This window comes from Weissella sp. ESL1177 (genome assembly GCF_058107185.1).
Map to the genome: position 1 here is coordinate 254,076 of NZ_CM176591.1, position 13,465 is coordinate 267,540.

A 13,465-nucleotide genomic window follows, 5' to 3' on the forward strand; every position below is an offset into this window, starting at 1 on the left:
TTCTATGATAAACTAGACAAGTTGAATTAAAAATTTCAAGAAAGAAGGCACTACCAATGTGGAAAAAAGTGTTAGGCGTACTAGTCGTCATTGCAGTGGCGATTGGATTGGCTGCTTGGGGTATTGGCCCAAAGTCAATCGCGACGACCGATGCAGGTAATGTTTCACAAGCTGAATATTACAAAAAATTAAAGAGTTCTCCTGAAGGACAACAACAATTGGCAAATATGATTATTCAGAAAGTTTTGAATAAGAAATATGGTGATAAAGTTTCAAAGAAGTCAATTGAGTCACAATTCAAGCAGGCAAAGTCACAATATGGCTCACAATTCTCACAAGTTCTATCACAAAACGGGATGGATGAAGATAGCTTCCGTGATTCATTACGTATCCAAGCGTTAGAAAAGCAAGCAGTAATAGCAAATGAAAATTACTCTACGAAGCAATTACGTAAGGAATACAATGCATACCAACCTAAAGTCAATGTCTCAGTCATCTTAACGTCATCAGAAGATGATGCCAAGAAAGTTATTGCTGAACTTGATAAGGGTGGTGATTTTGCAAAATTAGCAAAAGAAAAGTCTACTGATACAAACACCAAAAAGAATGGTGGTAAGATGACAGCATTCGATTCAACAGACACTAATCTTGAGGATGATTTTAAAACAGCTGCCTTTAAGCTTAAGAAAGGTGAGTATACAAAAACGCCGGTTAAGTCAACAGCTTCTAATGGATACTTCATTATTAAGATGAACTCAAAAGAACCGAAAAAGTCATTTAGTGCTTTAAAGTCAAAGATGAAGACAATTTTAGTTAATGAGACGATGTCTGATACAACCAAGGTACAACAAATTGTTGGTGAAGAATTAGGTAAAGCAAATGTGAATATTAAAGATTCAACTTTGCAAAATGTTTTGTCGACTTATACACAAGCCGCTGCAACAGCTAAAGCAGCTAAAAATAGTTCATCCGCTAAAAGCACAAAGACTAGTTCAAGTTCATCAGCAAAAAGTTCGAGTGCTAGTTCAAGTTCATCATCTGAGAGTTCAAGTTCTTCTAGTTCATCATCTGAGAGTTCAAGTTCATCATCATCAGAATCATCAAGTTCTGAAAGCGGCGAATAGATCATAGTATATAGTAGAAAATGATATATAAGGGTAGAGCAAAAGATATCTGATAGCCAGTGATTGACGTTGATGATGGTCTTTTGACACACATTTAAGGGTTAGACAAGGATTGTCCAACCCTTTTTCTTTTCAAAAATTGCTGAAAGTAATTCGGATTTAAGGTACAATAGTTGATAGATGTAATAGTTTGTTCGGATTTTCTGAAAGAAATAAGAGGATAAAAAAGATGATTGATCGTTATACACGTCCGGAAATGGGACGTATTTGGTCGCTAGAAAATCAATACCAATCATGGTTAGATGTTGAAATTGCAGCAACAGCAGGATGGGTTGCCGTTGGGCATGTCCCAGCAGCTGATTTAGCAGCGATCCGTCAGCATGCTACTTTTGACGTTGAACGTATTGCAGAAATAGAGCAATCAACGCGACATGATGTTGTGGCGTTTACGAGAAATGTTTCAGAATCATTAGGTGAAGAACGTAAATGGATCCATTATGGGCTAACTTCTACTGATGTTGTTGATACAGCGCAGGCTTTACGTTTACGACAAGCTAATCAAGTCATCAAACAAGATTTACAAGATTTACGCAAGATATTAGCAGAACTGGCATTAAAGTATAAAGATACGGTTATGATGGGACGGACACACGGGGTACATGCTGAACCAACGACTTTTGGTTTAAAAATGGCACGCTTTTATCAAGCAGTTGTTCGTAATATCAAACGTTTTGAGACCGTTGCAACAGCTATTGAAACTGGTAAATTATCAGGTGCTGTGGGGACATTTGCCAATATTCCACCAGAAGTTGAAGAAGTGGCCATGAATGAATTAGGCTTAACGCCACAGCCAATTGGTTCACAAGTTTTGCCACGTGATTTACATGCGGATTATATGACAACTATTGCAATCATTGGTTCAAATTTAGAAGAATTAGCAACTGAAATTCGAAGCTTACAACGTTCAGAAATTCATGAAGTTGAAGAGGGTTTCCGAGGTGGTCAAAAAGGATCATCAGCAATGCCTCATAAACGTAATCCAATTGGTTCAGAAAATATTGTTGGTTTGTCACGGGTGTTACGGGGCTATTCTGTAACAGCACTGGAAAATGTGACTTTATGGCATGAACGTGATATTTCACATTCGAGTGCTGAAAGAATTATTTTGGTTGATGGAACGACTGTTTTGGATTATATGTTGCATCGTATGACCAATATTTTACGTAATTTACAAGTATTTCCAGAAACAATGAAACAAAATATGAAACGAACTTATGGTTTGATCTATTCACAACGTCTATTGTTAAAATTGGTTGATGCTGGCCTATCACGAGAAACAGCATATGATACGGTACAGCCATTGACAGCAAAATCGTGGGATGAGCAAGTACAATTCCGTGATTTAGTAGAAGCCAATGACACGATTAAAAAATATCTGACACCGGCTGATATTGATGATGCGTTTGATTATCATTGGCATTTAAAACATGTGGGTGATATTTATAAACGTCTTGGTTTGCTTTAATATTTATTCATTATTTTGTCGTGCTGTTTAGCGTTATATTTAACTTCATTTTGATGTTATTTTTAATAACTTTGAAATAGGGCGTATTGATTGCATCTTTATTAAATATCAGTTATGATATAGGTAATTTCAAATACGGGGGGATTTTACTTATGGCAATTGAAGACAGTGTAAAAGGTAAGGTAGATGAAGTTTCTGGTAAAGCGAAAGAAGTTACTGGTGCTGCAACTGATGATGAGCAGTTAGAAGCAAAGGGCAAAGCACAAGGATTAGCTGGTAAAGCGCGTGGTGCTTTTGGTGAAGCCAAAGACAAGATTGAGGATGCAACAGAAGATTTGAAGGAAAAAGCTGAAGATGTCGTAGATGATGTTAAAGCGAAGTTTAAAAAGTAATGTCATTATAGATGTCATGAAGCATTTCTTTGACAATAAAACAATAGTAAAGTAATTTTTATAAAATGGCTGGTACTTGACGAAAGAAGTCGATAGGTACTGGCTTTTTTTAATTCTCAGCAATTGCCATAATTTTTATAAAAAGTTGGATAAATGACGCAAATGTGTGTAATAAGTTGACAATTATTCAAAAAAGCAATAATATTTGAATATCGAATATTTCGATGTTCGAAATAAATTTTGGAAGGAGCACAACTGTGGCAGTTCTATCTACGACAGAAATTATGGATTTAATTCCAAATCGTTATCCCATTTTGTATATGGATTATGTTGATGAGATGACACCTGGAGAATCATTGATTGCAACAAAAAATGTGACAATTAACGAACAATTTTTCCAAGGACATTTCCCAGGTAATCCAGTGATGCCAGGTGTGTTAATTATTGAATCATTAGCACAAGCAGCTTCAATTTTGATTTTATCATCACCTCAATTTGTTGGTAAAACAGCTTATATGACGGGTATTGATAATGCAAAGTTTAAGAGAATGGTTAAACCAGGCGATACAGTAAAGTTACATGTTGCATTTGGTAACTTACGTGAAAACATGGGTACAGTTAGTGTTAAAGCAGTCGTTGATGGTAAATTAGCGACGAGTGCTGAACTAATGTTTGTCGTTTCACCTGAAGAAAAGTCAATTAGTGACACGGAGAAATAAGTATGACCGCACATGAAGAGGATTCTTTTGAACAAATGAATGAATCATTAGTAGATGTCTTCAATAATGTTATGTGGATTGAAGAAGCTTCATTGCGGAAATCACGATTTAAAGATATTTCCATTAAGGACGTTCATACCATCGCAGCAATATCGATGTATGAAACACGAACCGCATCTCAATTATCACAAACGATGCATCTGACACCAAGTGCCATGACTAGTGTCATTGATAAGCTTGAGAAAAAAGGTTACGCAGTTCGAAATCGGGATACGAAAGATCGGCGTGTTGTCCATATTGGATTAACACATAAAGGTCGCACAGTTTTTCGTGCCCATGATGCATTTCATCGTGGTATGACGCATTCATTGTTTGATTCATTAGAAGAAGGCGAAGCACCCGTGGTTAAAAAAGCCGTCCGTGATTTGCAAGAATATCTTCGTGAGCTAATACAGTTTTAATTGAGGACGATATGGAACAATTTACAATTGTTGAGTCTGCCCACGTGGTACCTGAACGAGTAGTAACAAATGATGAATTAGCAACGTTTATGGATACATCTGATGATTGGATTTATCCACGTACAGGTATTCATCAACGGCACATTGTTTCAAACGAAAACACAAGTGATCTTGCAACAATGGTTGCACAAAAATTACTTGAGCAGGCAGGAATGACAGCGGATCAATTAGATTTTATTATTGTTGGTACGATGTCACCAGACTATTTAACGCCAAGTGTGGCACAACTTGTTCAAGGGCGAATCAAAGCAAGTCACGCATTTGCCTTTGATGTGTCAGCCGCATGCTCAGGATTTGTTTACACAATGAGCATGGCTAGTAAATTATTAGCGACTAAGTATCAGTGCGGTTTAGTGATTGGTGCTGAAGTGCTTAGTAAATTACTAGATTGGGAAGACCGATCAACGGCTGTGCTTTTTGGTGACGGTGCATCGGGTGTATTATTACGAAAAACAAATACACCGGTTGGGTTAATGGCTGAATCATTAAAGACATATGGTGATCAGTCAGAATTTTTAACAGCTGGTCGTCAACGTAACGGTAATTATTTTGCTGGTGATTTAGTTGCAATGGATCCTTACTTCCATATGAATGGACGTGAAGTTTACAATTTTGCAACTCGTCAGGTACCTGTGGTTCTATCCGAAGCGCTAGAAAAAGCAAAGTTAACAGCTGATGATATTGATGTGTATCTATTGCATCAAGCAAATGCTCGTATTATTGCAAGTATTGCAAAAAGATTTGGACAACCGCTTGAGAAATTCCCAATCAATGTTGCAAATTATGGTAATACAAGTGCTGCAAGTATTGGTATTTTACTAGATGAATTACGAACAGCAGGTCATATTCATTCAGGTCAAAAGATTGCAATGGCTGGTTTTGGGGGTGGCTTAACAGCAGGTGCACTCATTATCCAACTATAAAATAAATAACAATTAATTATTAATCAAAGAAAAAGAGGAAAATAACATGACTGAAACAGAAATTTTTAACAAAGTAAGCGAAATCTTGGTAGACCAATTCGATTTGGAAGATGATGAAATTAAGTTAACAACAAACTTGAGTGAAGACATTGATGCTGATTCATTAGATTTATTTGAAGTTTTGAATCGTGTTGAAGACGAATTTGATATTAAGTTGGCTGTTGCAGAAGAAATTCAAACTGTACAAGATTTGGTAAACAAGGTTGCAGAACAAGTAAACGCCTAAGTAGTCGACGTAGTTAGAAGGGACGATATTATGAGCTTTAAGCTAAATAATCCACTGTTTGAAAAGTTGGGCATGAAATATCCTATTATCCAAGGTGGTATGGCTTGGGCTGGTACGGGTCACTTGGCTGGATCCGTTTCAGAAGCTGGTGGATTAGGCATTATCGGAACTGGATATTGGAAGGCTGACAAAGTCCGTGAAGAGATTCATCGGGCACGCGAAGTAACAGACAAGCCATTTGGTGTGAATGTTATGTTGTTGTCACGTCATATTCGTGAAGTATTTGATGTCATTATTGAAGAAGGTGTTAAGGTTGTTGCTACTGGAGCAGGAGACCCATCACCATTCATTGATGAATTACATGAGCATGATATTTTCGTTATTCCTGTTATTCCATCAGTTGGCCTTGCTAAAATGATGGAAAAGAAGGGCGTCGATGCTGTTGTTGCTGAAGGAATGGAATCTGGTGGTCACATCGGTAGTTTAACGACCATGACTCTTGTACCGCAGGTTGTTGACGCTGTCAATATTCCAGTTATTGCAGCCGGTGGTATTGGTGATGGACGTGGCGTTGCTGCTGCGTTTATGCTTGGTGCTTCAGGTGTACAAATGGGAACACGTTTCCTTGCCTCTGAGGAATCAGAAGTTCATGAAAACTTTAAAAATGCTGTTGTAAAAGCAAAAGACATTGATACGTTAGTGACTGGTGAGATTATGGGTAATCGTGCTCGCGTACTGAAGACCAAGATGTCAAAGAATTTTGTTAAGCAAGAGCGTATTGAAATTCAAAAGCCAAAGCCTGATGCAGATGCCATTGAGGATTTGGAAAACGGCTCATTACGTCGCGCTGTGCTTGATGGTGATAAGACAAATGGTGCTTTCATGGCTGGTCAAATTTCAGGACTAATTACTGAATTAAAGCCAGTTGCTGAAATTTTGGAAGATACTTGGTCACAAGCACAGGACCTTTTGAATTAATTTTTTGGAGGATGTATGAAACTTGGCATTTTAATGAGCGGTCAAGGGGCTCAAAAAGTTGGCATGGGTGCTGATTTGTATGAGCAAGTGCCCGCTTATAAAGAGACCATTGACGAAGCTAGTCATGTACTAGGTTATGACATCATGTCGACCATTGTTAATGATGAAGCAAATGTGACACAGACAAAGTATACTCAGCCTGCAATTTTGGCAATGAGTACAGGTATTTATCGCTCACTAGCAGATGTTATGCCAACACCACAAGCCACACTTGGCTTGAGCCTTGGTGAATATAGTGCGCTAGTTGCAGCAAACGTATTAAACTTTGATCAAGCCATGCGGATTATCAAAGACCGTGGTGCCTATATGCAACAAGCCGGTGACGATAATCCAGGTAAGATGGTTGCAGTAATGACTGATGACCAAGATTTGGTTGTGGCAACGGTTAAAAAGTTGCAAGCTGCTGGAAAGCGTGTCTATCCAGCAAATTACAATACATTTAATCAACTAGTGATTGGTGGCGTTGGTGCTGATGTTGATGAAGCAATCGTAGCATTGAAAGATGCAGGAATTGCGCGTTTAATTGAACTACCAGTTTCAGGACCTTTCCATACACCACTGATGCAATCAGCTGCTGATCAGTTGACAGTGCGTTTGGCAGAAGAAAACTTTGCGCCAATGGCGTTTGATGTTTATTCAAATACGACTGGCAAAAAGTTTGATGATGTGAAAGCGACTTTGTTACAGCAGATTGTTTCACCAACTTATTTTGCACAGGCATTACAAGCAATGGTGGATGATGGTGTTGATACATTAATTGAATTTGGACCAAGTGATACCTTATATAAGTTTGCCCGCAAAATTGTTGGTAAAGATATTAAGCGTTACAAGGTTACTAATTTTAAAACTTATCAAGAAGTTCGTGAAATGCTAGCAGCAGAATAGGAGACGAAGTAATGAATCTCGAAGGGAAAACAGTATTAATCACAGGATCAACTCGTGGCATTGGTTTAGCAATCGCGCACGCTTTTGATGATGCCGGTGCACGTGTTATTTTGCATGGTCGCTCGGCACCAAAGGCCGAAATATTAGCTGAATTTAGTGATGATACAATGGCGATTACAGCAGATATTGCCGATGATGATAGTGTTCAAAAAGCATTAGATGGTTTATTTGCTGAAATTAAAGGTATTGATATCTTAGTTAATAATGCTGGCATTGTGAATGATAAACTGGCAATGGGGATGAAAGCAGCTGATTTTGCACAGGTTGTTAATACTAACTTGAATGGGACATTCAATGTAACGCAACCTGTTTTTAAGAAGATGTTGCGTGCCCGAACTGGACAGATTATTAACATTGCTTCAGTTGTCGGGCTAATGGGGAACGTTGGTCAGGCTAACTATGCTGCATCAAAAGCTGGGATTATCGGCTTAACAAAGACATTAGCAAAAGAAGGTGCCATGCGTGGTATTCGTGTGAATGCGATTGCACCGGGTATGATTGTCTCAGACATGACTAATGCCTTATCAGATAAAGTGAAAAATCAAGTACTGGAAGCAGTACCATTAAAACGTTTTGGTGAAGCAACTGAAATTGCAAATACAGCTGTTTTCTTGGCTCAAAACGATTACATTACCGGCCAGACAATTACGGTCGATGGTGGTTTATATATTTAAGCAAACTGTACGTGCGGTTTTGCACTTATTTATTTTTACTTACTTTTTTCGTACGTATGAATTTGCTAAAACATAAAGGAGAACAAGATGACACGAGTTGTTATTACAGGTTTAGGGGCAGTAACCCCTGTTGGAAATAGTACTGAAGATTTTTGGAACGGTATTTTTAACAGTGAAGTTGGTATTGCACCAATTACAAAATTTGACGCAACTGAGACAGGTGTAACGGTTGCTGGTGAGGTAAAGGACTTTGATCCAGCTGCCCGTGTTGGTAAGCGTGAATCACGTAAAATGGATTTGTTTTCACAGTATGCTGTTCATGCTGCAGGTGAAGCTTTGGAACAAGCTGGTTTAGCTGATGGGGTTGATAATCCTGATCGTTTTGGTGTCATTATGGGAACTGGAATCGGTGGTCTAACAACGATTGAACAACAAGTTATCAAAATGCACGACAAGGGTCCACAACGTGTCAGTCCAATGTTTGTACCCAATGCGATTCCAAACATGGTTTCAGGTAATGTTTCAATGCGTTATGGTGCAAAGGGTGTTAATTACACAGTATCTACTGCTTGTGCTAGTGCAACCAATGCGATTGGTGAAGCTTTCTGGCGTATCCAATCTGGTAAGATGGATGTCATGATTACTGGTGGTGCAGAAGCTTCTGTTAATGAAATGGGAATTTCTGGTTTCGCGGCTTTGACTGCTTTGTCAAAGGAAACGGATCCTTTGAAAGCATCAACGCCATTTGATGTTAACCGTCATGGCTTTGTCATGGGTGAAGGGTCAGGTGTTTTGATACTAGAATCTCTAGAACATGCACAAGCACGTGGCGCTAATATTATTGCAGAAATTGTTGGTTATGGTTCAAATTCCGATGCATACCACCTCACTAGTCCAACACCTGATGGTTCAGGACCTGCTGGTTCAGTAAAGTTAGCCTTGGCCGATGCTGGCATTGAAGCTGGTGACATTGATTATGTTAATGCTCATGGGACTGCAACTGGTGCTAATGATGCCGCTGAATCAAAGGCAATGGAATTGGTCTTTGGTAAGAATGGTGTCTTGGTATCATCAACTAAGGGTATGACGGGACACTTATTAGGAGCTGCTGGAGCAATTGAGGCAATTGCTGCCATTGGTGCGATTGTTCGTGAACAATTACCAGTTAACGTCGGTCTAACAGAACAAGATCCTGAGACTGCTGGTGTCACACTAGTCAATGATGAAAACAAGCATGTTGCACCAAACTATGTGTTATCAGCTAACTATGGTTTTGGTGGTCATAATGCGGTTGTTATATTTAAGAAGTGGAGTGAGAATTAATGGCTTTGCAATTAGATGAAATTCGAACTTTGATGCAGGATCTGGAAAAAAGTTCATTGCGTGAATTTTCGTTGCAATCTGAGGATTTTAGTTTACATTTGAGTAAAAATGAAGTGTCACAACCAATTGTTACAGCTGCACAACCAGTTGTGGCAGAACCAGTAACGACACCTGAAAAGAAAACGGCTGAAGGTACGGCTAATCTGGGAACTGATAACAGTGTCTTAGTTGAAGCACCTTTAGTTGGAACAGTTTACTTGAAGCCAAAACCTGATGCAGCACCTTTTAAAGAGGTTGGTGATCATGTGAGTGTTGGTGAACAAGTTGCGATTATTGAAGCAATGAAATTAATGACACCTGTAAAGAGTGAAGTAGCAGGAACGATTAAGGAAATCTTGGTTGAAGAGGAAGATGTTGTTGACTATGGTCATGCACTATTCCGTGTCCAACCAGATGCTTAGGGAGGACTTGAAATGTCAGTATTAAATACCCAACAAATTCAAGAAATTTTGCCTCACCGTTATCCAATGTTGATGTTAGACACGGTTGAAGAATTAGTACCTGGTGAAAGTGCTGTTGCAATTAAAAATGTGACAATTAACGAAGAAATCTTTCAAGGACATTTTCCCGGTAATCCAACCTTTCCTGGTAATCTAACCGTTGAAGCATTAGCACAAACTGGTGCTGTTGCGTTGCTTTCAATGCCTGAATTTAAGGGTAAGACTGCTTATTTTGGTGGCATTAAGAAGGCACGTTTCCGTAAGATGGTACGACCAGGTGACCAAGTTCGTTTGGAAGTTAAGCTAACACGTTTACGTGGACCAATTGGCGAAGGTAAGGGAACAGCATATGTGAATGGCAAGCGTGTCACCACAGCTGACTTAACATTTATTGTTGGAGATTAAGTATGTTCAAAAAAGTTTTAGTGGCGAATCGAGGAGAAATTGCGGTTCGTATCATTCGTACACTGAAGGAAATGGGCATTAAATCTGTCGCTATTTATTCTTCAGCGGATGCGGATAGTCTTCATGTACGACTGGCTGATGAAGCAATTGCCGTTGGAGGACCAAAATCAAAAGACAGCTATCTCAATATGAAAAATATTTTGAGCGCTGCTGTTTTAACTGGTGCCGAAGCGATTCATCCAGGTTATGGTTTCTTATCTGAAAATGAAGCCTTTGCAGAAATGGTTGGCGCGGTAGGATTAAAATGGATTGGACCAAGTCCGAAAGTTTTGGAGTTAATGGGTAATAAAGCGAATGCGCGTGAATCAATGCGTGCTGCTGGTGTGCCCGTTATTCCAGGATCTGAAGGATTTATTCACAATGCCAGTGAAGCAAAAAAAATTGCAGAACGTATTGGGTATCCTTTACTATTAAAAGCCGCTGCTGGTGGTGGTGGTAAAGGGATGCGTTTTGTGTATGCAGAAGATGAACTTGCGGATAAATTTGATGATGCACAACATGAAGCGAAAGCGGCATTTGGCGATGGTCATATGTATGTTGAAAAGGTCATGACAAATGTGCGACACATTGAAATGCAAGTTATACGTGATCAACAAGGTCACGTATTGTATTTTCCTGAACGTAATTGTTCATTGCAACGTAATAATCAAAAAGTTATGGAAGAAAGTCCAGCTGTTGGTATTACGCAAGCTATGCGTGATGAATTAGGAGCCATTGCAACACGTGCAGTGAATGCACTGGATTATGAAAATACTGGGACACTAGAGTTCCTAGAAGATCATGATGGTAATTTCTATTTCATGGAAATGAACACACGTATTCAAGTTGAACATCCGGTTACTGAATTAGTGACGGGGGTTGATTTAATTAAAATGCAACTTCAAGTTGCTGCAGGTGAAACACTCACGATGACGCAGCAAGAGGTCAAAGTGAATGGTCATGCCATTGAAGTTCGCTTAAATGCTGAACAACCTGAACGTAATTTTGCACCAAGCGCAGGTAAAATCAAGTTTGTTTTCTTGCCAACTGGTGGGCCTGGAATCCGCATTGATTCGGCAATTTATTCAGGTGATATCATTCAACCATTTTATGATTCAATGATTGGTAAGCTACTTGTACATGGTAACGATCGTGCAGAAGCAGTGGTTAAAATGAAACGTATTTTGGATGAAATGGTGATTGACGGTGTGAATACCAATGCTGATTTCCAAGAAGCCTTGTTAAGTGACGAAAAGGTTGCCGAAGGATTATTCAATACACAATATCTTGAGCAAGAATTTCTACCAAAATGGCAAAAAAGCCTAACAACCGGTGAATAGGAGACAAATGATGGATTTATTTAATAAACCAAATGTCAAATTGCCAAAAATTAAAAAAGATGCGCATGTTGATGCGCAAATACCTGATGGGTTGTTTTTAGCTTGTCCATTTTGTGGTGCACAATTATATTCAAAGCAATTAGGTGATCAACGTGTTTGTCCAAATTGTGGCTATGGTTTTCGTTTGCAGGCATACGAACGTGTGCATTTAATGACTGATAATTTTGAAGAATGGGACGCTGATTTAACGTTAGAAAATCCTGATTTTCCTGGATATGCTGAGAAATTAGCACGGGCGAAATCACAAACAAATTTAAAAGAATCAGTTTTAACAGGTCGCGCTATTTTAGAAGACGAAACAGTAGCGCTTGGTATTATGGACTCTTACTTTATGATGGGGTCATTAGGCTCAGTCACTGGTGAGAAGATTACGCGTTTGTTTGAAAAAGCAACAGACCAAAAACTACCAGTTGTCTTATTTACTGCTTCAGGTGGTGCGCGTATGCAAGAAGGGATTCATTCTTTGATGCAAATGGCAAAAGTATCAGCGGCAGTTGCAGCCCATCAGGAAGCAAAATTACCTTATTTTGTCGTTCTGACAGATCCAACAACGGGTGGTGTGACTGCTTCATTTGCAATGCAGGGAGATGTGACATTGGCAGAACCACATGCACTCGTTGGTTTTGCGGGTAAGCGTGTGATTGAGCAAACAATTCACGAAAAGGTACCAAAAGATTTTCAACGTGCTGAAACTGTTTTGAAGAATGGGTTTATTGATGCAGTTGTGCAACGTCAGGAATTACCGCATGTACTCGCACAATTAGTTAAATTTCATCAACCACAGGGAGGTCATTAATCATGGTAAGTTTGTTTAAACGTGAATTGACACCTGTCCAAATTGTGAAACGTTCACGTGAAGATCGGTTCATGGCTCGTGAAATGATTGCTGGTATTTTTACAGATTTCTTTGAATTGCATGGTGATCGCTATGCTGGTGATGATGAAAGTGTTATTGGTGGGTTAGCAAATTTAAATGGTCAACCAGTAACAATCATTGTTATTGATAAGGGCTCAGATATTAAAGATAAGTTGGCTAAGCGCAATGGGTCACCAGAGCCATATGGTTATCGTAAAGCGACTCGTTTAATGAAACAAGCCGCAAAGTTTGGCCGCCCAATCATTACCTTTATTAATACGCCAGGTGCTTTTCCCGGCAAAACAGCTGAAGATCAAGGTCAAGGAGATGCAATTGCCCAAAGTATTTTAGAAAGTCTAAAATTACCCGTGCCAATGATTGCCATTGTGTATGGTGAAGGTGGTTCTGGTGGAGCACTTGCACTTGCCACGACTGATCAGGTTTGGATGTTTCAAAATGCGACATATTCAGTGCTTTCGCCAGAGGGATTTGCATCGATATTATGGAAAGATGCAAAGCGTCATGATGAAGCTGCTGCTGTTATGGGACTAACGCCCAATGATTTGTTAGAGAATCATGTGATTGAGTACATTATACCGGAGAGTCGGTCACATGCACGCGTCTTTTCACTGATTCGTGCCAAATTAACTGATGAAATTCATAAATTATCGGCATTACCGGCAGATAAATTGTTGGCACAACGACGTGCTCGTTTCCGTAAATTTTAATCATATTTGAAAAACACGAAAGTTACCAATAATTTTTGGACTTTCGTGTTTTTTAGTTATGACGTTT

General features: G+C 39.1%; 16 protein-coding genes. All 16 read left to right on the plus strand.

Annotation, left to right across the window (positions count from 1 at the left end):
- Positions 1-56: 56 nt before the first annotated feature.
- The 16 genes from AC3B5D_RS01275 to accA all read left to right on the plus strand — a co-directional run bounded on the left by AC3B5D_RS01275 (position 57) and on the right by accA (position 13,398).
- Entirely contained in the window at positions 57-1,124 is a 1,068-nt protein-coding gene (locus tag AC3B5D_RS01275) for a peptidylprolyl isomerase (protein ID WP_489839905.1), read from the plus strand.
- Positions 1,125-1,353: 229 nt separating this feature from the next.
- Positions 1,354-2,649 carry an adenylosuccinate lyase gene (gene purB / locus AC3B5D_RS01280; protein WP_489839904.1) on the plus strand — a complete coding sequence of 432 codons (1,296 nt, stop codon included), beginning with the start codon at positions 1,354-1,356 and terminating at the stop codon, positions 2,647-2,649.
- A gap of 152 nt (positions 2,650-2,801) precedes the next feature.
- Positions 2,802-3,041: a CsbD family protein gene (locus AC3B5D_RS01285; RefSeq protein ID WP_489839903.1), complete on the plus strand. Its 240-nt coding sequence runs from the start codon at positions 2,802-2,804 to the stop codon at positions 3,039-3,041.
- Positions 3,042-3,298: 257 nt separating this feature from the next.
- Positions 3,299-3,760: a 3-hydroxyacyl-ACP dehydratase FabZ gene (fabZ, locus tag AC3B5D_RS01290; RefSeq protein ID WP_489839902.1), complete on the plus strand. Its 462-nt coding sequence runs from the start codon at positions 3,299-3,301 to the stop codon at positions 3,758-3,760.
- A 2-nt stretch (positions 3,761-3,762) separates the two neighbouring features.
- Positions 3,763-4,221, plus strand: coding sequence for a MarR family winged helix-turn-helix transcriptional regulator (locus tag AC3B5D_RS01295; protein WP_489839901.1), 459 nt, complete (start codon positions 3,763-3,765; stop codon positions 4,219-4,221).
- Positions 4,222-4,232: 11 nt separating this feature from the next.
- Positions 4,233-5,204 carry a beta-ketoacyl-ACP synthase III gene (locus tag AC3B5D_RS01300; protein WP_489839900.1) on the plus strand — a complete coding sequence of 324 codons (972 nt, stop codon included), beginning with the start codon at positions 4,233-4,235 and terminating at the stop codon, positions 5,202-5,204.
- 46 nt (positions 5,205-5,250) lie between these two features.
- Complete coding sequence (locus AC3B5D_RS01305; RefSeq protein ID WP_075269310.1) at positions 5,251-5,490, plus strand: acyl carrier protein; 240 nt, start codon at positions 5,251-5,253, stop codon at positions 5,488-5,490.
- A 30-nt stretch (positions 5,491-5,520) separates the two neighbouring features.
- Positions 5,521-6,468: a DUF561 domain-containing protein gene (locus tag AC3B5D_RS01310; protein ID WP_489839899.1), complete on the plus strand. Its 948-nt coding sequence runs from the start codon at positions 5,521-5,523 to the stop codon at positions 6,466-6,468.
- Positions 6,469-6,483: 15 nt separating this feature from the next.
- A complete protein-coding gene (locus AC3B5D_RS01315) occupies positions 6,484-7,413 on the plus strand; it encodes an ACP S-malonyltransferase (RefSeq protein WP_489839898.1) in 930 nt (309 codons plus the stop codon).
- 11 nt (positions 7,414-7,424) lie between these two features.
- Positions 7,425-8,147 carry a 3-oxoacyl-ACP reductase family protein gene (locus tag AC3B5D_RS01320; RefSeq protein WP_489839897.1) on the plus strand — a complete coding sequence of 241 codons (723 nt, stop codon included), beginning with the start codon at positions 7,425-7,427 and terminating at the stop codon, positions 8,145-8,147.
- Between the two features lie 87 nt (positions 8,148-8,234).
- A complete protein-coding gene (fabF, locus tag AC3B5D_RS01325; protein ID WP_489839896.1) occupies positions 8,235-9,470 on the plus strand; it encodes a beta-ketoacyl-ACP synthase II in 1,236 nt (411 codons plus the stop codon).
- Positions 9,470-9,931, plus strand: a complete 462-nt coding sequence (gene accB, locus AC3B5D_RS01330) for an acetyl-CoA carboxylase biotin carboxyl carrier protein (protein WP_489839895.1) — start codon at positions 9,470-9,472, stop codon at positions 9,929-9,931. The genes fabF and accB overlap by 1 nt, the downstream gene beginning before the upstream one ends.
- Before the next feature lie 12 nt (positions 9,932-9,943).
- Entirely contained in the window at positions 9,944-10,375 is a 432-nt protein-coding gene (fabZ, locus tag AC3B5D_RS01335) for a 3-hydroxyacyl-ACP dehydratase FabZ (RefSeq protein ID WP_489839894.1), read from the plus strand.
- Between the two features lie 2 nt (positions 10,376-10,377).
- Positions 10,378-11,754 carry an acetyl-CoA carboxylase biotin carboxylase subunit gene (accC, locus tag AC3B5D_RS01340; RefSeq protein WP_489839893.1) on the plus strand — a complete coding sequence of 459 codons (1,377 nt, stop codon included), beginning with the start codon at positions 10,378-10,380 and terminating at the stop codon, positions 11,752-11,754.
- 10 nt (positions 11,755-11,764) lie between these two features.
- Complete coding sequence (gene accD, locus AC3B5D_RS01345) at positions 11,765-12,610, plus strand: acetyl-CoA carboxylase, carboxyltransferase subunit beta (RefSeq protein ID WP_489839892.1); 846 nt, start codon at positions 11,765-11,767, stop codon at positions 12,608-12,610.
- 2 nt (positions 12,611-12,612) lie between these two features.
- A complete protein-coding gene (gene accA / locus AC3B5D_RS01350; protein WP_489839891.1) occupies positions 12,613-13,398 on the plus strand; it encodes a carboxyltransferase subunit alpha in 786 nt (261 codons plus the stop codon).
- The last annotated feature ends 67 nt before the right edge of the window (positions 13,399-13,465 follow it).